General features: G+C 41.0%; 22 protein-coding genes. 18 read left to right on the forward strand and 4 right to left on the reverse strand.

Going from position 1 to position 24113, the window contains the following annotated elements; all coding sequences use genetic code 11:
• Positions 1-1611, forward strand: a 1611-nt coding sequence (locus B4H39_RS08330; RefSeq protein WP_286927565.1) for a hypothetical protein, incomplete at its 5' end; no start/stop codon positions are given.
• Between the two features lie 35 nt (positions 1612-1646).
• On the opposite strand, the gene B4H39_RS08335 is transcribed toward B4H39_RS08330, so the two are convergent.
• From B4H39_RS08335 to B4H39_RS08345, 3 genes are all read right to left on the reverse strand, one after another.
• The gene (locus B4H39_RS08335) at positions 1647-2501 is read right to left on the reverse strand and encodes a sugar ABC transporter permease (protein ID WP_251420690.1); all 855 of its coding nucleotides are present in this window, start codon (positions 2499-2501) and stop codon (positions 1647-1649) included.
• A 1-nt stretch (position 2502) separates the two neighbouring features.
• Entirely contained in the window at positions 2503-3852 is a 1350-nt protein-coding gene (locus tag B4H39_RS08340; protein WP_251420688.1) for a carbohydrate ABC transporter permease, read from the reverse strand.
• A gap of 70 nt (positions 3853-3922) precedes the next feature.
• Positions 3923-5158 (reverse strand): extracellular solute-binding protein, encoded by a 1236-nt coding sequence (locus B4H39_RS08345; RefSeq protein WP_202230281.1) that lies wholly within the window; start codon positions 5156-5158, stop codon positions 3923-3925.
• Between the two features lie 268 nt (positions 5159-5426).
• Between B4H39_RS08345 and B4H39_RS08350 the strand changes: the two genes are divergently transcribed.
• The 6 genes from B4H39_RS08350 (at position 5427) to B4H39_RS08375 (ending at position 13140) form a co-directional block, all read left to right on the forward strand.
• A complete protein-coding gene (locus B4H39_RS08350) occupies positions 5427-7187 on the forward strand; it encodes a glycoside hydrolase family 13 protein (RefSeq protein WP_251420686.1) in 1761 nt (586 codons plus the stop codon).
• 116 nt (positions 7188-7303) lie between these two features.
• Positions 7304-7567 carry a DUF1294 domain-containing protein gene (locus B4H39_RS08355; protein WP_251420684.1) on the forward strand — a complete coding sequence of 88 codons (264 nt, stop codon included), beginning with the start codon at positions 7304-7306 and terminating at the stop codon, positions 7565-7567.
• Between the two features lie 18 nt (positions 7568-7585).
• Positions 7586-9193 carry an alpha-glucosidase gene (locus tag B4H39_RS08360; RefSeq protein WP_251420682.1) on the forward strand — a complete coding sequence of 536 codons (1608 nt, stop codon included), beginning with the start codon at positions 7586-7588 and terminating at the stop codon, positions 9191-9193.
• Between the two features lie 23 nt (positions 9194-9216).
• Positions 9217-11481: a glycoside hydrolase family 65 protein gene (locus B4H39_RS08365; protein ID WP_251420680.1), complete on the forward strand. Its 2265-nt coding sequence runs from the start codon at positions 9217-9219 to the stop codon at positions 11479-11481.
• Positions 11474-12139 (forward strand): beta-phosphoglucomutase, encoded by a 666-nt coding sequence (pgmB, locus tag B4H39_RS08370; protein WP_202230286.1) that lies wholly within the window; start codon positions 11474-11476, stop codon positions 12137-12139. The genes B4H39_RS08365 and pgmB overlap by 8 nt, the downstream gene beginning before the upstream one ends.
• Before the next feature lie 26 nt (positions 12140-12165).
• Positions 12166-13140 (forward strand): LacI family DNA-binding transcriptional regulator, encoded by a 975-nt coding sequence (locus B4H39_RS08375; RefSeq protein ID WP_251420678.1) that lies wholly within the window; start codon positions 12166-12168, stop codon positions 13138-13140.
• Positions 13141-13299: 159 nt separating this feature from the next.
• Here the strand turns inward: B4H39_RS08375 and B4H39_RS08380 are convergent, their stop codons facing one another.
• Positions 13300-13518: a hypothetical protein gene (locus B4H39_RS08380; RefSeq protein ID WP_251420676.1), complete on the reverse strand. Its 219-nt coding sequence runs from the start codon at positions 13516-13518 to the stop codon at positions 13300-13302.
• A 283-nt stretch (positions 13519-13801) separates the two neighbouring features.
• Here B4H39_RS08380 and B4H39_RS08385 point away from each other — a divergent pair, with 283 nt between their 5' ends.
• The 11 genes from B4H39_RS08385 to B4H39_RS08435 all read left to right on the forward strand — a co-directional run bounded on the left by B4H39_RS08385 (position 13802) and on the right by B4H39_RS08435 (position 24034).
• A complete protein-coding gene (locus tag B4H39_RS08385; RefSeq protein WP_237459927.1) occupies positions 13802-14470 on the forward strand; it encodes a response regulator transcription factor in 669 nt (222 codons plus the stop codon).
• A 5-nt stretch (positions 14471-14475) separates the two neighbouring features.
• Positions 14476-15876 (forward strand): sensor histidine kinase, encoded by a 1401-nt coding sequence (locus B4H39_RS08390; protein WP_202230290.1) that lies wholly within the window; start codon positions 14476-14478, stop codon positions 15874-15876.
• Between the two features lie 67 nt (positions 15877-15943).
• Positions 15944-17686 carry a 1-deoxy-D-xylulose-5-phosphate synthase gene (locus B4H39_RS08395; protein WP_251420674.1) on the forward strand — a complete coding sequence of 581 codons (1743 nt, stop codon included), beginning with the start codon at positions 15944-15946 and terminating at the stop codon, positions 17684-17686.
• Between the two features lie 8 nt (positions 17687-17694).
• Positions 17695-17961, forward strand: a complete 267-nt coding sequence (gene yidD / locus B4H39_RS08400; RefSeq protein WP_251420672.1) for a membrane protein insertion efficiency factor YidD — start codon at positions 17695-17697, stop codon at positions 17959-17961.
• Positions 17962-18162: 201 nt separating this feature from the next.
• The gene (locus B4H39_RS08405; RefSeq protein WP_251420670.1) at positions 18163-18945 is read left to right on the forward strand and encodes an ABC transporter ATP-binding protein; all 783 of its coding nucleotides are present in this window, start codon (positions 18163-18165) and stop codon (positions 18943-18945) included.
• Entirely contained in the window at positions 18935-19885 is a 951-nt protein-coding gene (locus B4H39_RS08410; RefSeq protein WP_251420668.1) for a FecCD family ABC transporter permease, read from the forward strand. Before B4H39_RS08405 ends, B4H39_RS08410 begins: the two co-directional genes overlap by 11 nt.
• On the forward strand, positions 19882-20820 hold the full coding sequence (locus B4H39_RS08415; RefSeq protein WP_202230295.1) for a FecCD family ABC transporter permease: 939 nt from the start codon (positions 19882-19884) through the stop codon (positions 20818-20820). Before B4H39_RS08410 ends, B4H39_RS08415 begins: the two co-directional genes overlap by 4 nt.
• A 12-nt stretch (positions 20821-20832) precedes the next feature.
• Positions 20833-21774, forward strand: coding sequence for an iron-hydroxamate ABC transporter substrate-binding protein (locus B4H39_RS08420; protein ID WP_251420666.1), 942 nt, complete (start codon positions 20833-20835; stop codon positions 21772-21774).
• 533 nt (positions 21775-22307) lie between these two features.
• Positions 22308-22748 (forward strand): MarR family winged helix-turn-helix transcriptional regulator, encoded by a 441-nt coding sequence (locus tag B4H39_RS08425; RefSeq protein WP_202230298.1) that lies wholly within the window; start codon positions 22308-22310, stop codon positions 22746-22748.
• A complete protein-coding gene (locus B4H39_RS08430; protein WP_251420664.1) occupies positions 22748-23725 on the forward strand; it encodes a beta-ketoacyl-ACP synthase III in 978 nt (325 codons plus the stop codon). The genes B4H39_RS08425 and B4H39_RS08430 overlap by 1 nt, the downstream gene beginning before the upstream one ends.
• Positions 23726-23812: 87 nt before the next feature.
• The gene (locus tag B4H39_RS08435; protein ID WP_202230300.1) at positions 23813-24034 is read left to right on the forward strand and encodes an acyl carrier protein; all 222 of its coding nucleotides are present in this window, start codon (positions 23813-23815) and stop codon (positions 24032-24034) included.
• Positions 24035-24113: the final 79 nt, after the last annotated feature.

A 24113-nucleotide genomic window follows, 5' to 3' on the forward strand; every position in this document is an offset into this window, starting at 1 on the left:
AAAAAACGGCGGCAACTGCGCAATTTTGTGCTTCTGTCACTCTTATTGCTCTTGGTAGGCGGGACCTTCGCCTTCCAAGCTTTTAATCAGCGGGCCATCAATGACCGGATAAATGAGAATTTCTTTGGAGGACGAGTTCACGATTATTTTGATCGGGACACTGAAAACAAGGATGTTTTCGTTGAAAACTTTGGTGAGGGTGGAATCATGGCTCGTGTGCGTCTCTCGGAGTTTATGGATATCCAAAGGGCCGGAGAAGCGAGTGCCACTCCTGTAGTCGCTGGTAGCACACGGGACAATGTAGAAAGTTGGACCAACTTACGACTCAATGCTAACAATATAGCTGAGCGTGTCGGAGACTCAGCTGCTTTTAACCAGTACTCTACGTTGACATTTGGCTGGACACGTCAAGGGGAAACTGCGCCTTGGTACATGCCGACCTTTAATCGAGACAATACAGATTTGAGGACAGCGGCCGCTGGTCATGCGCGTGACTGGATTGCGGGAGCTGGAGCGACCGATGGTGTTACCGATGGCGCGACACATCCTGGCGACGGTACGGACGCTTACTGGTCCTCTGGCGACAGCTTTAACAACAGTGGTCCAATCTGGCCGGGAGAAGAAGCCACACATGATGCAGCTCAAAATCTGCAACAAGACCGTGCCCCTATAACCATGATCCAATGGGCTACTCTGCCGCTTGAAGACAGGGTAGGAAACTTTTGGGTTATTGACCATCAGACAGGCTGGGCTTATTGGGCCAATGTCTTGCAGTCAGGAGAAGCAACATCTTACTTGTTAGATGCGGCTGAGATGACGCCAGCAGCAAAGGATATCTCTGGGCAATATTACTATGGGATTCACGTAGACAGTCAGCTGGTGAGTCCGGATCACAGAAGTGAGTTTATGAGCATGGATGATGAACCGCTTTGGCATAGTCCCCACTTGCTTGACTTTCTGGAATCGGTTGCCAATGGCGTTGATCTAGGTTCCATTGAAGACTTGCCTGCTCACGAAGTTGACTTTACGACGATGCGTCCGGGTCAGATCTTTACCATGGAAGGCGAACAATACCGTTATTTGGAGAACATGGGGTCAGGAAATCACATGATTATCCGAAATCAAGTGTTTCGTAATACACTCCTTACTCAAGAAGATGTTGTCTTTAGTTCATGGTTTGACGGTTTAGACCCAGCGGTGCAGGCTATGGTCCAACCTGTGCCGAATACCTTTACTACGGGAGCTGTTTCCCCGAATTCGCTTGACTGGGGAGATCTTGACAGGTGGGTACCTACTAATCTAGTAGACTATCCTGAAGTTGAAGCTGATGTAACTCAAGTGGATACCTCAGGAACTCCTCGAGCATTTACACTTTCCTTAGCAGATGTGGCGCGTTTATCGGGACCTGGTCGTGGTTTTTCTAATCCAGCTGGTCGTGTGGGGCCTGACGATACTTGGTGGCTAATTCGTACCCGTGGAAGTGGTGCAAATCACGTTTGGAGGGTATATAGAAACCCGCTTTTATTTGGTAGATTTATAGGAGGTGAATTGAACAGCTCTGAAAACGCTGGTGGACTCCGTCCGGCCCTTATCGTCAACCCCTCCAACTAAAAAAACGTCAATTGACGTTTTTTATTCTGCAATCTTTAGCCTTTATCTGCCCCAGCAGTAATGCCGTTCACATAGAATTTCTGCATAGCGATAAAGAGGATGGTGATAGGGATAGCAATGATGACACATCCTGCAACAAACTGGGTAAAGTTTGTTGCTGAGGAGCCTCTGGAGTTGGTCATCATGTTTTGCAGACCATAAGCAATAGTCCGTGACTTAGGATCTCCTCCACCTAAGATAACACTGGCAAAGAGGAAGTCTAGCCAAGGTGCGATGAAGGCGGTAAGAGAGGTGTAAACAATCATAGGTTTTGAGAGTGGCAAGGTAATCTTAGTGAAAATTTGCCACTTTGTTGCACCATCAATAACAGCGGCCTCATCAATAGATGCCGGAATTGTGTCAAGGAAGCCTTTGAAAATGTAAAAGCCTAGACCAGAACCGCCGATATAAACTAAGGTTAATCCTGCCAAGTTGGTCATGTCGAAAGACTTGAGGATGTAATAGAGGGCAATCATGGCCATGATACCTGGGAACATCCCAAGGATGAGAGCCAGCTGGAGGAAGGGCTTACGTAGCTTGAAGCGTAAGCGAGAGAGTGCGTAGGACATGGCAGTGGTGATTAATGTATTTACCACTGCACAGATAACAGCGATGACAAAGGTGTTGATAAGCCAGTTGCCGTAAGGATAAACAGGGTTGTTAAAGATACCTATAAAGTTATCGAGTGTCCATTGTTGTGGGATGAAGGTTGAAACAAATCCTGTGTTATTTTTTGAGAAGCTGGTTAAGATAATCCAAATAATCGGGAAAATCCAGATAATTGCCAGCAAGGTTAGGATAACATATCTTAAGGCCAAAGAAGCCTGACGTTGACGTTTATATGATTTCATTTTAGCCCTCCTTAAAAGCATTTGTACGACGGTAAGCGATCAGAGAAACTGTAGCGGAGATGATAAAGATGATGATACCGATAGCAGAGGCGATGTTGTAACTTGGGATAGACTTCATGGTTAAGTTATAAAGCCAAGTAATCAACAAGTCTGTTGACCCTGCTTGGAAGTATTCCGCATTCAGTGGCCCCCCCCCCGTTAGGAGGAAAATGACGTTGAAATTGTTAATGTTCCCGATAAACTGTTGAATCAAAGCGGGTGTCATAACAAATAAAATTTGTGGGAATGTAATCGAACGGAAGATATGGAAGCTGTTAGCCCCATCAATCTTGGCTGCTTCAATCTGATCCTGCGGTAAATTTTGAATAATCGCTGTTGAAATTAACATGGATACAGGGATACCGACCCACATGTTGACGCCGATAACGGAAATCTTAGCCAGCAAAGAGTCCATCAAAAATGGAATAGGATGATCGATGAGCCCGATACTTTGGAGCCAGCTGTTCAATGGTCCGTTATTGTCCAAGAACATATTCATCATCAAGAGAGAGACGAAAGAAGGAACGGCCATGACAATCACAAAAATCGTGCGCCAGAAAGCTTTGAATTTAATACCTGAGGACTCAATGAGCAAGGCAAGTAAAACACCGAAGAAGAAAGTTGTAGCTGTAGCTGCAACTGCCCAGAAGAGTGTCCAGCCTAAAACAGGGAAGAAAGTTCCAGCGATATTACCGGTAATGATTTGACCAAAGGAAGCAAAACCAGTCCAAGAAAAGCCAATAGGATGCTCTTGGTTGAAGTTAGTAAAGGCGATGGTGATCATGAAGAGCAGAGGTGCAATCGTGAAGACTAAGATACCAAGTACAGGTATAGCCATCAACGTATACTGGAGACGGCTATCCAAAAGTGTTGCCAGGTCTTCACGAGTCGTTGGGATATGCTCTCCGTCACGGTTTAAGGCATAAAGATGACGTGTTGAACGTAGGCTTGTGACGTAGATGGCAGCGAACATCGCGATGAAAACCAGTGCCATTACGCCGAAAAGGAGAATGAGCATCGAGTTATCAGGTTGCTGTGTAACATAAATCTGGCGTGCTTCATCAAAAACGACTTGTTTTGTCTTAACGTGTCCTAGACTACTCAAAAGACTAATTGCGCTTATACCATTGAAAATAAGCCAGAAGAGAAAGACAAATTCAATAATAAGAAAGATAAGGCCTTTAAGCCATTGCTTATTTTTCAGTTGAGCCAAACCCATAATGAAGAAACTAAGCTTGGTGAAAATATCACCTTCACGCCATACTTCTTTATATGTTGCCTCAGGAGATGGTTTAATTTTCTTTTTAAACATAAATTTTACCCTTTTTTATATAAAAAATAAGAGGATTAGGATGAGCCCAATCCCCTTAGAGTTAATTAAATTATTCAGTAGCTGATGAGATTGATTTCACGAAGTTATCAAGTTGTGCTTGGTATTGTGCAGCTGGAGTTTTGCCTTTATAGGCATTTTCAATCAATGGAGCTGCTAAGTTCCAGAATGTTGCCATTTGTGGCATCTTAGGCATCAAGGTATCATTTTCTACCTGCTTGATTACTGCAAGTGCAACAGGATCTTTAGCAACCTCAGAATCTTTTTGGGCTTCTTTTGATACTGGAATTGCATTATTGGCTTTGTACAAAGCTAATTGTGATTCTGTGTTTGACAAGTATTGTGCCAAAGCAGAAGCAGCAACAGGGTCTTTAGATTGTGAGTTTACAGCCAATGTACCTACACCAGAGAAAGCTTGCATTTGTTTAGAACCAGAGCCGAAGTCTGCTGTTGGTAAGGCTGTGGCACCAAAGTTATCACCGAGGATTTCCTTGATTGTAGCGCCATCCCATGGTCCATCAAGAACAGCGGCTGTTTTACCAGATTTGAGGTCAGAAAGAAGTGCTGTACCCGATTGTTTTACGCCTGGGTTGGATTTTTGTTGAGCAAACCATGTCATTGCTTGAACGCCTGCTTCTGTGTTTGCATTTGTACCGTCAACTGTTTCACCATCTTTACCAAAGAGATATGTGCCATTAGAAAGGAAGACAGGATACCAGTTGTATGAGTTTGTAAAGTCTGTACCAATTGGTTTTTCAGCAGTGAAGTCTGACCAATCTTTTGGTGCTTCACTAAATTTTGCTTTGTTATAGTAAACAATATTTGATTGTTCATCTTGTGGATAAGCGTAGAGTTTGCCTTTCCAAGAAACAGCATCAACAGCGATTTGGATATCGTTAGATTTTACCCAGTCTGTAGCTGATGGAGAGAGAGGGTTGATGTAACCTGCCTCAGCCATAGCACCCAACTGGTCATTAGGGGCTTTGAAGACATCTGCTGCCTTAGCTGGGTCCTTGCTTACATCTTGTTTAGCGTTTGCAGAACCGTTTGGAGACTGGGTAACAGTAACTTTGATGTTTGGATATTCTTTGTTGAAGTCCTTAACCAATTCTTTATAAGAAGCGACATTTGCTGGATCAACCCAAAGTGTCACCGAACCCTTATGGTCTTTTGCATCTGAAGAAGCTGAAGTTGAGCTGCCACTGTCTTTACTGTTGCCACAAGCTGCTAGACTGGCCAGAGCAATGAGAGAGACACTACTCAGAGCAACTTTTTTCCATGTGTTCATAATATTTCCTCCTAAATTTCGAAAATAATTTTTCTTGCTTTATAATTCTATTTTATGCAAACGCTTCCGTTTTGTCAAGTTTTGTTGTATTACAATTTGGTTACTTTAAAAAGTTGGTATATACAATAAAGTAGTATATGCTGAATATACCATATAATATATTTTTTGCTTAAAAATAAAGGAACTTAAAATAAGATTTGCAAACGGTTGCGCAAAAGTTAAGCTTGTGCTAAAATGAAGAAAAACAAGAAAAGCGAGGTGTTTATTTATGAACAAAGCAGCTATTTACCATCGTCCAGAATCAGAATTTGCTTATCTCTATACGGAGGAGACAATTCATGTACGTTTACGAGTGGCGCGTGATGATGTTAAAAGTGTTGTATTAATCTATGGTGATCCCTATATGTTTTCAGAACGCGAGGGTCAGCCGGAGAAGTCCTGGGATTATCAAGAAGCAGAGATGCGATATGCTCTTTCTACAGAAGAAAGTGATTTCTATATAACAGAGGTTGGTGTACCGCACAAGCGGATGGATTATGTATTCCTAATCACAGGACATGATGGAGAAAAAATCGTTTACACAGATTCAGGTATCCTGCCCTATGAAGATAAATTACTCACAAAGAAATATGCAGCCTTTCGCATGCCTTTTTTCCATGAAGTGGATCGTTTCAAGGCACCAGATTGGGTAAAAAATACTGTCTGGTATCAGATTTTCCCCGAACGTTTTGCCAATGGAAATCCAGCAATTAATCCAGAAGGAGTAAAAGAGTGGGATCCAACAGAGTCACCAGAACGTCAAGATTTTTATGGTGGCGACCTTCAAGGTGTGATTGACCATCTGGATCATCTGAGTGACTTAGGGGTCAATGGTATCTACTTTACACCTGTTTTCCAAGCTCATTCCAATCATAAATATGACACAGAAGATTATCTGAAAATTGATAAGCATTTTGGTGACTTGGAAGTTTTCAAAAAACTGGTAAAAGAGGCACATCAACGCGGGATAAAGGTCATGCTAGATGCCGTATTTAACCACATTGGTGATACGAGTCCACAATGGCAAGACGTTCTGAAAAATCAAAAAAATTCCAAATACGCAGAATGGTTCCACATCAATGAATGGCCGGCAAGCTATGTTGCAACAGATGATTTTGAAGTTGCAGAGGCAGCAACATATGATACCTTTGCTTTCACACCACACATGCCCAAGTTAAACACTGCCAATAAAGAGGTTCAAGAATACCTATTAAACATTGCAGAATACTGGATTAAAGAGTGTGATATTGACGCTTGGCGCTTGGATGTTGCGGACGAGGTCGACCATGCTTTCTGGAAAAAATTCCGTACAACTTGCGATGCGGCTAAGAAAGATTTTTACATCTTGGGAGAAGTTTGGCATTCTGCACAGCCTTGGCTTGTCGGCGATGAGTTTTCAGCAGTGATGAATTACGCCTATACAAACGCCATTATTGACACTTTTGTAAAAAAAGAATTGAACTTAGAGCAAATGGTGTCAGCCATTAACGCTCAGCTTATGCTTTACCGCAAGCAAACTAACCAAGTCATGTTTAACATTTTGGATTCGCACGACACACCACGTCTTTTGACTCAAGCAAAGGGAAATAAAGCCTTGGTCAAGCAAGTTCAAGCCTTTATGTACATGCAGCCTGGGGTACCTTGTATCTACTACGGTGATGAGTACGGCTTAGATGGTGGAGCTGATCCAGACTGTCGTAAATGTATGCCTTGGACGGAAGAACATCAAGATTTAGAGATGTTTGCTTTCTTTAAAGAGTTAGTAGCGTTCCGTCGTAAATATGCTGATATATTGAGTCAATCTGATGTGGAATGGCAAGTGATCGATGATGCGAATGGCCTTGTGAAACTCGTACGGGGTGAAATTAGTGCGGTCTTTAACATGGGCGAGCAACCTGTAGAATTTACAGGGGGTGAAATACTTCTAGCGCATCTGGCAGAGGAAAATAAAGTTCAAAAAGATGGGTTTGTAATTTATAAAAATAATTAAAAGAAGCTTCTTAAACAATAGGTAGCTGATGACCACTTTCTAGTCAGAAGACACCCTTTTCTATATTGCTTCCTATATCGGAAAAATTTGTCATAATAGAGAAGAGGGAGATAAAGATGAGAGAGATATTATTGTTCATTCTGACGGTTTGGAATATTATCGTATTTGCTGTCTACGCTGTAGATAAGCGTCGAGCGCAGAGGCATGCTTGGCGAGTCCCTGAAAAGCTCTTGGTCATGCAAGCTATTCTTGGTGGTGGTTTCGGTGCATTTCTAGCTGGAAAAATTTGCCATCATAAAACGCGGAAATGGTATTTTTGGCTGGCTTGGTTAGTCGGGCTATTGATTGATTTAGGTTTGCTTGTTTTAATTCTAAGATAGACAGTCTAAGGTTAAAAGATGAAAAAAGAAAATTTCTCACATATGGTAGGATACCAAATTTATCCCAAGTCTTTTAAAGACAGTGACGGTGATGGCATTGGTGACTTGCAAGGAATCATTCAAAAATTGCCTTATTTGAAAGATTTGGGAGTAGATTTTATTTGGATAAATCCAATCTATAAAAGTCCACAAGTTGATGGTGGTTATGATATATCAGACTTTTACAGCATTGATGAACGTTTTGGAAGCTTGGAAGACCTGAAAGAGCTTTTAGAAAAAGCACATGCGAGTGGCTTAAAAGTTATCATGGATCTGGTTGTTAACCATACTTCGGACCAACATCCTTGGTTTATTGAATCTAAAAAATCAAAGAATAATCCCTATCGGGATTATTATCACTGGGCAGATGCTAAACCAGATGAAATGCCTAATAATTGGCAGTCTTTTTTTGGCGGTTCAGCTTGGACCTACGATGAAAAGACAGAGCAAGCGTATTTTCATGTCTTTGCGAAAGAGCAGCCAGACTTGAACTGGAAAAACCCACAAGTTCGTCAAGAAATCTATAAGATGATTAGAGGGTGGTTAGAGTTCGGTGTGGATGGTTTCCGTTTGGATGCCATTTCCCATATTCAAAAGGAAAATTGGGATTTTAAAATCAAGTCACTAAAGGGAAATGACCCTTGGCAGCCTTTTATGAATGTGTCAGGAATTGAGCAGTATATGTCTGACTTAAAGGAGATATTTGACCAGTATGATGCATTAACGGTAGGTGAAGCTTCGGGTGTAACTTCAACAGAGGCGCCGGATTGGACAGATGCAAGTTCGGGTTATCTCAATATGATTTTTGAGTTGGAGCATAATGTACGTCAGGAAGGAAACCCTGGCCATACTTGGATATATGCTTATAAAAAGATAATCATGCGTTGGCAGAAAGACATGCTGGCGCGTGGGTGGAATGCACTCTATCTTGAAAATCATGATCAGCCAAGAGCGATCAGTTGTTTTGGTGATGGCAGTATGGCCTCTGCCAAGTGTCTTGCAGTATCCTATATGCTTTTAAGAGGAACGCCATTCATTTATCAAGGGCAAGAGATAGGGATGAGTAATTTTCCCTTTACGGATATAGCGCAAACGGATGCAACTGAGATTAGGCGTGCTTATGAGGCGCTTTTAGCTCAAGGGCTCACTGAAAAGGAAGCTCTGGACAAGGTTATGGCGAACAGCAGAGATCACTCGCGCACTCCGATGCAATGGGATGACGGTCCTAATGCGGGCTTTACAAGCGGTAAGCCTTGGATGCCGATTCATCCAGACTATAAGGCAATCAATGTGAAAAATGCGCAAGAACTCTTGAATCTTTACAAAGATTTAATACGTCTGCGTCATGAGGAAGAAGATATCGCTCAAGGCAGCATTTGTTTTCTCTTTGAACATCATCGTACCGCTTTTGTTTATCAACGAGATGCGTTTTTGATTATTACTAATTTGGGGAAAACAAAGGCACATTTGGATTTTTCAGAACTTGAGACAAAGGATTATCAGCACATTCTCGGAAGCTGTAAGAGAAGTCTTGAAGAAAAAATGAGTCTCTTGCCTTGGGAATATCACGTGTTTACGAAAAATTAAGAGGGAGAAAGGGAGAAGGAAATATGAAAAAAATCAATAGAATCATGGAAGTTGACCCTTGGTTAATCCAGTCAAATACATTGGAAAAAGAAGAACGCCGTTTGCAGGAGTCCTTGACTTCGCTTGGTAATGGCTATATGGGAATGCGCGGAAATTTTTCTGAAAAATATTCAGGGGATCACCATCAAGGTACCTATATTGCAGGGGTTTGGTTCCCTGATAAAACGCGTGTTGGCTGGTGGAAAAATGGCTATCCTGAATATTTTGGCAAAGCCATTAATGCGATGAATTTCTCTGGTGTTTCTGTCTTCATCGACGGGGAAGAAGTGGATTTGTATACAGATACTATCAAAAACTTCCATATTGCTCTAGATATGCAAAAAGGAACACTCTCTTACCATTATGAAAAATCAGGTGTAGCTGTATCTGTTGAGCGCTTTTTATCTATTGTTCATCCTGAGTTGGCCGTCTTTTCTTTCCGTTTCAAGAGCTTGGATGGCAAGGCACATACGATTCGAACTGAGTCCTTTATCGATGCAGATGTGCACAATGAAGATTCGAATTATGAAGAAAAATTCTGGGCTGTTTTAGACAAAGGGGAAAACCATGCAGGTTCGTATATTGCCAGCCAAACGGTGCCTAATCCTTTTGGTGTGGAACAATTTACGGTGCTCGCAGGCCAAAGCTTCAAAGGCGATCTTCAAGCGACAGGGCAGGAACTTGAAGATGAAAAAGTTCTTGATTTTCATGAAGCTGTCTTAGAGCAGGAAAAACTGCATTTTGAAAAGCGTGTCCTTGTTTTGACTAGCCGTGACTATGCAGACCTCACAGAGATGAAAGCTGCCTTATTTGAGTTAGAACAAGTAATAAAAGAAAAGAGTTATGCGCAACTCTTACAGGAACACGTGCAAGCTTGGGCTAAACGCTGGGCGCTTGCTGATGTTGAAATCAAAGGTTCCGATCTCGCACAACAAGGGATTCGTTTTAACCTTTTCCAACTTTTTGCTACTTATTATGGGGAAGACGAACGTCTAAACATTGGTCCTAAAGGATTTACAGGGGAAAAATATGGAGGAGCAACTTATTGGGATACAGAGGCTTATGCTGTACCGCTCTACCTCGCTCTAGCGGATCAAAAGGTAACAGAAAATCTTCTGCGCTATCGTCATAAACAATTGCCCCAAGCACAGCACAACGCGAGACAGCAAGATTTGGCCGGTGCCCTCTACCCAATGGTAACTTTTACAGGAGTAGAATGTCATAACGAGTGGGAAATAACCTTTGAGGAAATTCATCGTAACGGTGCTATTGCCTATGCCATCTATAACTATACCAACTATACAGGAGATGAAACTTACCTGGCTCATGAAGGTTTAGAAGTTCTGGTTGAAATTGCTCGCTTTTGGGCGGATCGTGTCCACTATTCAGAACGCAAAAAAGCTTACATGATCCATGGTGTGACTGGCCCAAATGAATATGAAAACAACATCAATAATAATTGGTATACCAATACACTGGCCAGCTGGGTTTTGGCTTATACATTAGAAAGCTTGGAAAAGTATCCTCGTCCAGATTTAGCTGTGTCAGCAGATGAGTTGGCAAAATGGAAAGACATCATTGCTCACATGTACTACCCAGAAGATGAGGAGCTAGGAATTTTTGTCCAACATGATGGTTTCTTGGATAAGGACTTGACGCCAGTAGCTGAGCTGGAACCTGAACATTTGCCTTTGAATCAAAACTGGTCTTGGGATAGAATCTTGCGTTCCCCATATATCAAGCAAGCTGATGTTTTGCAAGGGATTTACTTCTTTGGGGATCGCTATAGTCTAGAAGAAAAGCGCCGTAATTTTGATTTCTACGAGCCCCTAACCGTTCATGAAAGCTCGCTTTCGCCTTCGATTCATGCTATTTTGGCTGCCGAGCTTGGCATGGAAGATAAGGCCGTAGAAATGTATGAGCGTACAGCACGCTTAGACTTGGACAACTATAACAATGACACAGAGGACGGCTTACACATTACTTCAATGACAGGCTCTTGGCTGGCTATTGTCCAAGGTTTTGCTCAAATGAAAACTTGGAATGGTCAATTGAGCTTTGCACCTTTCCTTCCGAAAGCTTGGGAATCTTACAGTTTCCACATCAATTACCGGGGACGTTTGCTCAAAGTTAGCGTGGGTGAAAAGTTAGTGCTTGAGTTGCTTAAAGGTGATGCGATAGAGCTTGAAGTTTACGGAGAAAAAGTGCATCTGAAAGATACATATGAAACAGAGGTGAAGCATGTTTAAAGCTGTATTATTTGACTTAGATGGTGTGATTACAGATACTGCCGAGTACCATTTTCAGGCTTGGAAAGCCTTGGCTGAGGAGTTGGGAATTTCAGGCGTCGACAGGACATTCAATGAGCAGTTGAAAGGGGTATCTCGAGAAGATTCACTCAGAAAAATATTGGAGCTTGGGGGGAAAGTAGAGGACTATGGGCCTGAAGCCTTTGCTCAGCTTGCTAAACAAAAAAATGACAATTATGTTCAAATGATTCAAAAAGTGGGACCAAACGATGTCTATCCGGGGATTCTTGCTTTATTAGAAAATTTGCGTGAAAAAGATATCAAGATTGCACTGGCTTCTGCCTCGAAAAACGGGCCCTTTCTTCTCGAAGCACTGGGTTTAAGCTCGTATTTTGATGCGATTGCTGATCCAGCAAAGGTTGCTTTTTCTAAACCAGCACCAGATATCTTCTTGGCTGCCGCTGCTGGAGTAGACGTGCCAATCAGTGCTTGTATCGGGATTGAGGATGCACAGGCCGGTATTTCAGCCATAAAGGCTGCTGGTGCTGTACCTGTCGGTGTAGGTTCTCCCGAAGAATTAGGAACAGATATCGCCCTCGTTCCAGATACAAGCGCTTTGTCTCTTGAATTATTGACAAAAGTTTGGGAGAATAGGTAGAAGAGAGTAGAGTCAGGAGATAAAAGATGGCCGTTACCATAAAAGACGTCGCAAAAAGAGCTGGGGTCAACGCTTCAACTGTTAGCCGCGTGCTCAAAGACAGTCCGGAAATTAGTGAAAAGACCAAAGTTAAAGTAAGAAAAGCCATGCAAGAACTAGGCTACACGCGTAATGTAGCGGCCCAGATTTTAGCTTCAGGAAAATCAAATACTATTGGTGTTGTCTTTCCACCTGTTGAAGACAAGTCCAACCAGCCTTTCTACATGAAAGTCCTCACTTCTATTAATGAGACGGCACGCAAATACGATGTTTCAATCGCTGTTGTAACGGGATACAAGGAAAGCGAGCTCAAACAGCAAGTTGCCTTGATGTATTCTGAAAAACGCGTGGATGGCTTTATCGTACTTTACGCTGGACAAACGGACAGTGTACGAGACTATCTCTTGGATAAGAAAATTCCTTTCGTACTCCTCGGTACGCCAACTGAGAAACAAAATGAAATTACCCATGTGGATAATGATAATGTCTTAATGGGCCAAGAAGCAGCACGGTACTTGATAGACTTAGGACATGATGAGATTTCTTTTGTAACAGATACTAAAGATGGTGAAGTTTTTAAAGAGCGCTATCAAGGGTATCAAAATGAGATGTTAAAGAGTAAAAGGCAGCCCAAATTGCTTGTTTTTGACGAAAACATGTCCCTACAAACAGAGACAGGACTAGTGGTTATGGATGAGGTTGTAGCACTTAAGGTCATTGCCCGTTTAGCGGAGCAGGGACTCAAAGTTCCTGAAGATGTCAGTGTAATTACCTATAACAACTCTGCCTTTTCAACCATCGTTCATCCTTACCTGACAACTTTTGACATCAATATTGTTCGACTTGGTGCTGCGACTGTCGAGAAGTTTCTGGCTTTAACGCAGAATAAGGAAGGGTTTCACGATAAAACAATTATTCCGTTTGAGCTTATCTTGCGAGAAAGCACAGAGCGAAAAAAATAAGGTGAAGGATAAAATACTCAAAGCGATGGTGAACAGACCTTCCGTTTTGAGTATTTTTCTCACTCTAACGCTTGTATTATTTCCCTTGGCTTTTATATTTTAGGAGAAACAAGGGGGAACCGCCTTATGTCGTGTGCTGCAAGAGGGGAGAGGAAGAGATTAAATGAAACCAGAATAAGACGTTTGATGTTGGGGTACATAAGCTTGGCTTTTAGCGATTTTAATCGACAGCCGATAAGCATTGCTTAAGAGAAGCTTTATGTTAAGGTGCTTGTTTGCGCTTATGACTACTGCAACTGCGGCACCAACAACAAGAAGGTTTTTGTCAAAAAGAGTAGCGAAGACCCCACCATGACGTATTCGCTTTTTCGTTTTCATAAGGGTTTGAGCGGATGGGAAATGGCGTTCATTTTTGCGCGGAATCCTGATGAGGGGTGTTTCACTCCTATTTATTCGCTAGAAAAACAGTTGAAAAGACATTTTCTTTGGAGAGCAAGCTCAATCTCTGTCTCTTTTTTACTTGAACGACAATAAAAGGTGCCAACCTAGATACTTTTAGCTTTAAATAAGAAAAAAAGGTCATAATAGTGTAAAATAAAGGGAAGGGACGGAGAAACGTTGAATAAATGGTTCTCCCGTTAATATAAGAAAGATGGATACGATGATTAAGATATTATTAGTTGAAGATGACCTCTCTTTGTCAAAATCAGTTTATGATTTTTTGAAATCTTTTGCTGAAGTAAAGCAGGTCTTTGACGGTGAAGAGGGACTTTATGAGGCAGAAATGGGCATCTATGATTTAATTCTTTTGGATTTGATGTTGCCTGAAAAGGATGGTTTTGAAGTTCTGAAAGAACTCCGGGATCAAAAAATTGATACACCTGTGTTGATTATGACAGCAAAAGAGTCATTGGACGATAAGATGCATGGCTTTGATATTGGAGCAGATGACTACTTGACCAAGCCCTTCTATCTCGACGAGTTGAAGGCACGTATTCAGGCTCTTTTGAAGCGCACAGGAAAGCTTGAAGATGCTAACGGACTTTCCTATGGCAATGTGCGCTTAAATCTGACGAACAAGTCAGCTTTTGTTGATGATACACCTGTAGAGTTGATAGGCAAGGAGTTTGACCTTGTCGTTTATCTGATGCAGAACCAAAACGTTATTTTACCCAAGGAGCAAATTTTTGACCGGATTTGGGGATTTGACAGTGATACGACAGTGACTGTAGTTGAAGTATATATGAGTAAAATCCGTAAAAAACTGAAAGATACTGACTTTGCCCAAAATCTAGCTACCTTGCGTAATGTCGGCTATATTTTACGGTAATCCTTATGAAAAAGATAATAGAAAAAATAAAATCGATGCCAATTGTGAAAAATGATGGGAAAAATTTCCTTCATTTTTTTCTAGATTTCACCATTATTTTCTTTGCGCTGACAGTCATTATTCTTCAAGTCTTGACCAGTGGAGTATATAAGTCAACAGATCAAAATTTACGTGATTTAGCGGCCAATCCAGATATTCTTAGGGCCTTAGCGCTTAATCAAGCGGGAATAAGTCAGGGGACCTTTGAAATTAATCAAGGCAGCTACAGTCCTACAAACAGTATCGTGATGTATGATGCTGAGGGAAATATATTAGGCCCTGCTGGTGCAATAGATGTCAGCAAGACAACGGGGAAAAGCCAGCAGCAGATTATCACAGTTGATGTGGTTCGCTATCAGCTTGAAAAAGTAGCAAAGTTAGATAAGGATGCTGTTGGACAGATTAAGTCCATCTCGATTAGAAATCCTTATGGGGCGGATTGGCATTATCGCTATATCACGCTATCTCTGCCACAATCAACTGTATCAGAAGAAAATAGCGTGGCTTATATCCAAGTCTTTAGTAACGTCGATCAGCTCCAGGATAGCCTGAGCCGGAGTAATTTTATTATCATTACAACGATGGTGATGTTCTGGTTTATCTCTGTTATTATCAGCCTGTACTTGGCAAACTGGACCTTACGACCTGTGATGGTGGCCTATGAAAAGCAGAAAGCTTTTGTGGAAAATGCCAGCCACGAGTTGAGAACGCCTCTTGCCATTTTACAAAACCGACTGGAGTTACTTTTCCAAAATCCCAATGCGACAATCATCGAAGAATCAGAAAACATTTCGGAGAGTCTATCTGAAGTTCGAAACATGCGCTTGCTGACAAGTAATCTTCTTAACATGGCGCGTCAAGATAATAACATCAAAATAAGTCCAGAAGCCACGGATAAAGAATTTTTTGAAGCAATTTTTAGTAACTATCAGCTCTTGGCAGAAAGTTCTGATAAAACTCTGAAAACTTCTTTAAAATTTGACGGAAGTCTGAGCTTGGATCAGAGTCTTGTCAAACAGCTTTTGACGATTCTCTTTGATAATGCCATGAAATATACGGGCGAAGATGGTGAAATTCAAGTAGATGTCCAAAAAAATGGTTCGACCCTTATACTAAGTGTGGCAGATAATGGTGAAGGAATCAGTGCTGGAGATAAGAAGAAGATATTTGATCGTTTTTATCGTGTGGATAAGGCGAGAACACGTCAAAAAGGCGGACTGGGACTTGGTCTTTCCTTGGCACAGCAAATCGCTGAGGCCCATAATGGACGAATAACTGTTGAGGACAATCCTCCGAGGGGAACAAAATTTGTTGTTCGATTACGTACAAGCCCATCTCTAAAATCAGCAAAAGTGAGTAAAAAATAATAGAATAGAGTGAGAACTTATCCGCTATGGATAAGTAAAAATAAAAATAAGCAAGAAAGAAACAACAATGACTATTTTAGATAAAGTAAAAACACCAGCAGACATAAAAAAGTTTAGTCGATCAGAGCTGACAGAGCTTGCTGCTGATATTCGGGGAGCTGTGTTGAATAAAGTGAGTAAGATTGGTGGCCACACAGGACCTAATCTTGGTGTTGTTGAACTGACGATTGCCTTGCACAAGGTCTTTCATTCACCTGTGGATAAATTTGTTTGGGATGTTAGTCATCAAACTTATCCCCACAAAATTCTGACGGGGCGTAAACATGGCTTTGAGGATGGGCATTTCTATGACATTACAGGTTATACCAGTCAAGAGGAGTCTGAACACGACTTCTTTACTGTGGGGCATACTTCAACTTCTGTTGCTAATGCTCTTGGGCTTGCTAAAGCACGTGATTTGACCGATGGACAAGGAAACATTATTGCTATTTTAGGGGACGGCTCACTTTCTGGTGGTTTGGCCTTAGAAGCGATCAGTAACGCAGGAGCCTATAATCAAAACTTTATCCTTATCCTCAATGACAACCAAATGTCAATTGCAGAAAACCATGGAGGGCTTTATAAGGGGCTCGCTGAGTTGCGTGAGACGAATGGTCAATCTCCAAATAATATGTTCAAAGCTTTTGGACTAGATTATAAATATTTGGCGGAAGGGAATAATCTTGATGCTTTGATTTCCCTTTTTGAAGAAGTGAAGGATATCACACACCCGATTGTTTTACATATTAACACTGAAAAAGGTCATGGTTATCAGCCGGCCATTGATATGAAGGAAGCTTTTCACTGGCGTTCACCTTTCAACTTAGAAGACGGCTCATTGAAAAATAGTCGTGAGACGAAAAACTATACAAGAATTATTCTCGACTATATGGAGGAAAAAGTCTCCGAAGGCATGCCGCTTGTCGCTGTGAATGGTGGCATACCAATGATTAATAATCTTAAGGAATTTGCTGAAAAGCATCCAGAAAATTATGTTGATGCCGGCATAGCTGAGCAGTATGTCACAACATTTGGAGGTGCGGTTGCAGCTGGCGGCGCTCGTGCAATGATATTCCACAGTTCAACATTTATGCAGCGCGCTTACGATCAGTTTTTACACGATTTGGCTATCAATAAAGAGCCGGCTGTAGTTATTGTAAAGTCTGCTTCCATTTCGGGTTCTGATAAAACGCATCAGGGCAGCTTTGCGATAGGAATGCTTTCAAACATTCCAGATTTGGTCTATTTGGCGCCTACAAGCGAAGAAGAGCTGCTTGCGATGTTGGATTGGTCGCTCACTCAAAAAGAAAGTCCAGTGATTTTGCAAATTCCAGAACACGGGGTAGAGAACCGGCCTTCAAGTTTGGTTGACTTTAGCAAAGCACAGTATGAGATTGTTCGAAAAGGGACAGAAGTAGCAATTTTAGCACTTGGCGGACTCTTTAGTCATGGTCAGAAAGTGATGGATGCCCTCGAAAAGTTAGATATAAAAGCAACATTAATCAATCCTTTGTTTGTCGCTGATTTGGATAAGGAAACTTTGGAAAAATTAACGGCTGACCACAGTGTGTTTGTGACTATAGAAGATGGTGTAGTTGATGGTGGATTCGGTCAAAAAGTTGCCGGATATCTTGGAAAATTTGGTGTTAAAACACTGAACTATGGCGCGGCCAAAGAGTTTAATGACTCTGTTGCTATAAAAGAACTCTATGACCGCTACCATCTTACGCCAGAGCTTATGGTTGCAGATATTTTAGAAGCTTTAAAATAAAGGGGAAAATGAAAAAAATATTAGTTAAGACTGTCCATGGTTACCAGAGATTCGTTTCTCCCCTTCTGCCCCCAGCTTGTCGCTATTATCCGACATGTTCGAACTATATGATTCAAGCTATCGAAAAGCATGGGGCAGCAAAGGGGATTGCGATGGGCTCAGCGCGTCTTTTACGTTGCCATCCTTTTTGCAAGCCGGGCTATGATTTAGTCCCTGACAAGTTTTCTTTAAGAAGAAATTACGAGATTCCGGAAGAAGGAACAAAGGAGTCTTAGAACATTTGATCTCACCAGAGTTGAAAGAGTAACCAGTAACCTTCAGGCTATAGAACCTGAGGGTTTTTCTTTTCCTCTTAATTTTAAAATAATCGAGAAATTACTTGTTAACTTTTGTAAAGTATGTTTTAATGGGGTATGTAAAAAGTATTTGACATTATTAGCGTTATAGAGTGACTAGAGCTAAAAGGAAAAAAACTCATGTATTTTGGGGTAAAAAACTTAAATGTATATTATGGGAAAAAGCAGGTTTTAAAAGACGTATCCTTAGAAATTGAGCAGGGGAAGACCACTGCGATTATCGGAGTAAATGGTTCAGGAAAATCAACCTTGCTGAAAGCCTTGGGTCGTTTAATAAAGTACGAGGGAGAAGTTATTTATAAGGATGAGCGTCTAACAAACTGGAATAATTTAGAAATTGCTAAGATATTAACCTTGCTGCCACAAGCGCTGCAGGTGCCGAGTGACATCACGGTGTATGAATTGGTAAGTCTGGGTCGCTTTCCTCACCAAAAGCTCACACAGCAGAGTTTATCTGAAACAGATAGGACATTTATCAAGCAGGTCATGCAGGAAACAGAAGTTTGGGGCTTACGGAATCAACACGTTGAACAGCTTTCTGGCGGACAACGTCAAAGGGTCTTTATTACGATGATTTTGGCCCAGGACAGTGAAATCATTCTGCTGGATGAGCCAACAACATATCTTGATCTCCTGCACCAACTGGATATACTGAAATTATTAAAACGCTTTGCTGCGAAGAGGGAAAAGACAGTTGTTTATGTGATTCATGACTTGAACCATGCTGCACGTTTTGCAGATAATATGGTTATTGTCAAAGAAGGGAAGATTTTTGCTTCGGGGCCTGTAGAAGAGCTATTCACAGAAGAAGTCATTCACGAGAGTTTTGGTTTACAGGTTCGGCTGGGGCGAGATCTTTTTTGTCAATCTTTGATGATTACAGGGGTAAAAAATGAAGATTAGGAAGTTTTCTCATCAGATTGTTTTTATCCTTATTTTGCTGATTGTTCTGTCTGTGCTTTACCTTATGCTGGGCGAGCAAAACTATAGTTTGAGCCAATTTTGGCGAGAAAGTATTGTTTTACAGTTGCGTGTGCCTCGTCTACTTGCTCTATTTTTTGTGGGAATCCTTTTATCAAGTAGTGGGCTCTTAGTTCAAACTATGACGGGTAATCCCATTGCTGAGATATCCACATTGGGGATATCGGGAGGTGCGAGTTTTGCGCTTGCCTTGCTTTTGGTATTTAAACTTTCAACTGGTGGCTGGCTGGGTACAGCGATAGCCAGTCTCGGCGCACTTATAGCACTGGTCGTAGTTGCTTTCTTAACTGTAAAAAGTAAATTTCAGCCGATGAAAGTTGTACTTGTAGGAACCTCTGTAGGACTGTTTGCTACAAGTCTTGCGAGTATCTTGACTTTTTATAGTAAAAATATGCAGTCGTATTTTTTGTGGATTGTTGGTTCATTCTCAGGGATTACACTTTTAAAGTTAGAAATTTTGATGGTGGTGACGGCTGTCTTTATCTGCTTAATTTTGCTTTTTGCTAATCAAATAAGACTGCTGGCACTTGGTGAAGAGATGGCAACGAGCCTTGGCGTATCAGTAAATAGATTGAGATTGTTGATTATGGGGATGGTGGCTTTAGCGAGTGGTGTGACCGTTTCAAGTGTAGGGGTGATTAGTTTTGTTGGATTGGTGGCGCCGCATTTAGCAGGACGACTTGTGGGAAGCCATTTTTTGAAGAAACTCCTTATGTCTAATTTACTAGGGATTTTACTTCTGCTTATTTCCGATACGTTGGCCCGGAATTTATTTAAACCCTATGAGTTTCCAGCCGGGAGTTTGACATTGGTCGTTGGAGCAATCTTCTTTATCTACACAATGAGTCAGGAGGAAAAATGAAAAAGAAATTTTTACTTTTGATTCTTACTTTACTTGCATTGATTATTATCGATTTGACATATTTTTCTACAGATTGGCCATTGCTTTCTATACTTGTTCCGCAATTTAGGCTGCCACGTATGTTGGCTGTCCTCATTGCGGCGGTCGCTTTGTCGATGGCTGGTCTCATCATTCAAACCACAGTGGACAATCCTCTGGCTGATGCTGGAACTTTAGGGATTACTAGTGGCGCAAGCGCAGGGGCTGTTTCTTTTCTCCTCATCAGTCAGTGGTTGAAACTCTCCGGAATTTGGCTTTTTATGTATCCTCTCTTTGCTTCACTAGGAGCTCTGTTTGCGTTTGTCTTACTTCACCAGCTTGCTTTAAAGAGAAATGCGAGTAATGTTCGCGTACTGCTCATTGGACTTGGGATTACAGCTCTTTTTCAAGCCTTGATTACCTTGATGCAACTGACCATTAACCGCTTTGATTTTCAGCAAGTTGCAATCTGGCTGTCTGGGGACGTTTGGCAAACTAGTCAGGCCTTTCTTGCTTTTACATGTTTTTTATTGCTTATTGGTCTTACTATCCTATATTTTTACAGAAAAAAATTGGAGGTACTAAGTCTTGGTGAAGAAATGGCGACAAGTCTTGGTTTGGACGTCAAGAAAAGTAAAATGCAATTTTATATACTGGCTTTACTTTTTGCCTCAATTGGTGTCTTGCTGGTCGGAGGACTGGCCTTCATTGGCCTGATTGCCCCACATATAGCGCGTGAGCTTGTTGGTTTTGAAAGCAAGAAACGTTCTTTGGCAACAGCAGTTGTAGCCATGATTATTTTACTCTTAGCGGATAGCCTATCACAGACGATCATTGCACCGTCAAGTTTACCTCTTGGTTTTATGGTCGCGCTCATCGGTGCGCCCTACTACATATACTTAATACAAAAAATTTGAAAGAGGAGTTGTATGAAACATCTTAAATTATTTTCTTTAACTTTAGCAGCATTAGGACTTTTAGGGCTTTCTGCCTGTTCGAGCTTAGATATATCACAGTCAAAAGAAGAGGAAAAAGTAACTTTTGCAGCTTCGAATGGAGAAGTAGAAGTACCTGCTCACCCTGAACGTATCGCTGTACAAAACTATCCTGATGATATCGTAACATTAGGAGGAAATGTAGTGGGAACAGATTCATGGGCCTTTCCAAACCCTTACCTCTCAAAGAAACAAAAAGAGAATATGGTAGATTTAGGCTCCCCAAGTTTTAATCTGGAAAAACTCATTGCTCAGAAACCAGACTTGATTGTGACTGTGGATAAAAGTCAAGTTTCATATTATGAAAAGATAGCTCCCACCGTTCTGGTTAACTACCAAGAGGTGAACACTATGGATAAATCCTTGAACTTCTTTGCTAAACTTCTCAACCGTGAAAACGAAAAGGAAGCATTTATCAAAAAATTTGATAAAAAAGCGGAGGCACAAAGAGAAAAACTTAAAAATCATGGCATAGACCCAGCAAAGTCAAGAATTTCTTTATTAGAATTGCAGGGTGATAAAATCTATGCTTATGGAGATAACTTTGCCCGTGGTGGGCAAGCATTAACCCGTGGCCTAGGTTTTCAAAAGTCATCCAAGATGACAGAGTTATCTGAGGGAATGGGATATGCGGAAGTTAATGCTGAAAGCTTAAAAGACTTTGATGCAGATTATATATTTGTAGATTTTAAAAATGCAGATAGGGCGCAGTATGAAGCACTTCAAAAAAATCCTGTCTGGAAAAATCTAAAGGCAGTTAAAGAAGGACATGTCGTTACGATGGATTATGACAAGGTGTATTTCTTTGGGGGTCCGACAGCATCAATGGAGCAACTTTCCGACTATACTGAAGCACTCATTCGTCAAACCGAATAATGAAGACAAAGCTGGCTCTTGGATGATTTTCCAAGAGTTTTTTATACAAAATGTAAAAAAGTTATCAAAACGTCAACTTTTGTGTTAAAGACAGTTCAAATTTGGAAAAGGTAGAGAATATTTAACTTTTATTTTGTTATAATAAAATTAAGCACAAGTAGACGAGACGAAAAGTTCAAAGCAATAGAAGTGCGTTAAAGTCTTCTGAGAAAGAAAAATATTTGAGAAAGTTGACAGATAAAAGGTTCTTATTTTTTTATCCGCAATTATTTGGGAGCCTTAAAATCGTGGAGGAGTTGAGTGCTCGGGTTCACGGCAAATACACGAAAGACATTTTTGATAGAAGATGAGCCGTTTTGAGTGAGGTTTCGCGGCTTTTAAGGATGAAATAGGCTGGGTAATTTTGTCGCCTTCTCATAATTTTTTTCATGCCTTGTCATATCTCAAACTACTTAGCACTTGCAAATTATTTTTATTATGGTACAATTTTGTATTGTAAATGGTTTGCATCATCAAAATATCAGGACGTACAAATGAAAACAGATTTTGACAAAATTAATGAATGGTTGATTCAACTTTTCCACGATTTCATGAACTTAGAAGAACAGTTCTTGAAGGATTCCGATTATCCAGATGTGACTGTGAAAGAGCTTCAACAACTGACACTTATCCATACTTTAGGAACTTGCCGAGCTACGGATATTGCTAAGAACCAAAAGTTGGCCCTTTCCACAATTACCATTACACTTAATCGCTTGGAAATTAAGGGATATATTAGACGTGAGCGCTCAGACCGTGATCGGCGTGTGGCTCATGTCGTTTTGACAGAAAAGGGTAAAGCGCTTTGTGCCTCACATAGTGAGTTTTTCCGTCAGATTTCCGAAAAACTTATGTCAAGTGTTTATGGGACAACGGAGAACAAACTTGCAGGTGAGCTTGAAGAACTACACAAGTCATTGGAGAATATGAAATAATGCCTTTCGCTAAAATTACCCAAGTGGCACACTATGTGCCCGAAAATATTGTGTCAAATGATGATTTGGCAAAAATCATGGACACGAGTGACGAGTGGATTTATTCACGGACGGGTATTAAGCAGCGACACATTACAGTTGACGAAAATACCAGTGATTTGGCTGCTAAAGTTGGCGAACAGTTACTCCTTCAAGCTGATTTGTCAGCGGATCAAATTGACTTTATCATTGTGGCAACGATATCTCCAGATGGCAGTATGCCGAGTACGGCAGCATTGGTTCAGTCAAAAATTGGTGCACATCGTGCTTTTGCTTATGATTTGACAGCAGCTTGTTCGGGATTTGTTTTCGCTTTATCCACTGCTGAGAAACTGATTGCAGGTGGCTACACACGTGGTATGGTTATTGGGGCAGAAGTCTTGTCTAAGTCATTAGACTGGTCAGACCGTTCCACGGCCGTTCTTTTTGGTGATGGTGCAGGGGGAGTTCTTTTGGAAAACACAGGAACAAAACCTTTGATTATCGCTGAACATTTACGCACAGATGGATCAAGAGGAAATTCGCTTACCTCTAATCACTTAGAACTCCGTCCAGGCCTTTTAGCCGGCCCAAAACCTGTTGCAGAGTTTATTAAAATGGACGGGCGTGCTATCTTTGATTTTGCGGTTCGTGATGTTCCGCAAAATATCCAAGAAACCTTAGAAAAAGCAAACTTGAAGCCAGAAGATATTGACTATTTTTTGTTGCATCAGGCTAACTCTCGAATTTTGGATAAAATGGCTAAGAAGCTAGGTGCTGAACGGAGTAAATTCCTACAGAACATGCAGGACTATGGTAACACAAGTGCAGCATCTATACCTATTCTCTTGTCAGAATCCGTAAAAAATGGTAAACTTTCTTTGGACAAAAATTCTAAAATTGTCCAAACTGGTTTTGGTGGCGGCCTCACTTGGGGCACACTTATTGTCAATCTTTAAACGAGAGAGACAAGTTTTAAATTTGGTTATACGAGTGATTTATCACGCTATAATATATATATTTTCTACACATTAAGGAGAAATACAATGGCAGTATTTGAAAAAGTACAAGACATCATCGCTGATGAACTCGGCAAAGAAAAAGAAGAAGTAACACTCGAAACTTCATTTGAAGAACTCGATGCGGACTCACTTGACCTTTTCCAAATTATTAATGATATTGAAGATGAGTTTGATGTTGAAGTAGATACAGAAGCAGACATGAAAACTGTTGCTGATCTCGTAAAATATGTCGAAGCTCAACAATAAACGGAATAATGGGGTGAAAGCCCCGTTTTTCACTTGTGATAAATTTTGAAAATTAGGAAGTGTCACAAAAATTAAATTT

The organism is Lactococcus sp. UBA7128 (assembly GCF_002492185.1).
GTDB classification, from domain to species: Bacteria; Bacillota; Bacilli; order Lactobacillales; family Streptococcaceae; genus Lactococcus; species Lactococcus muris.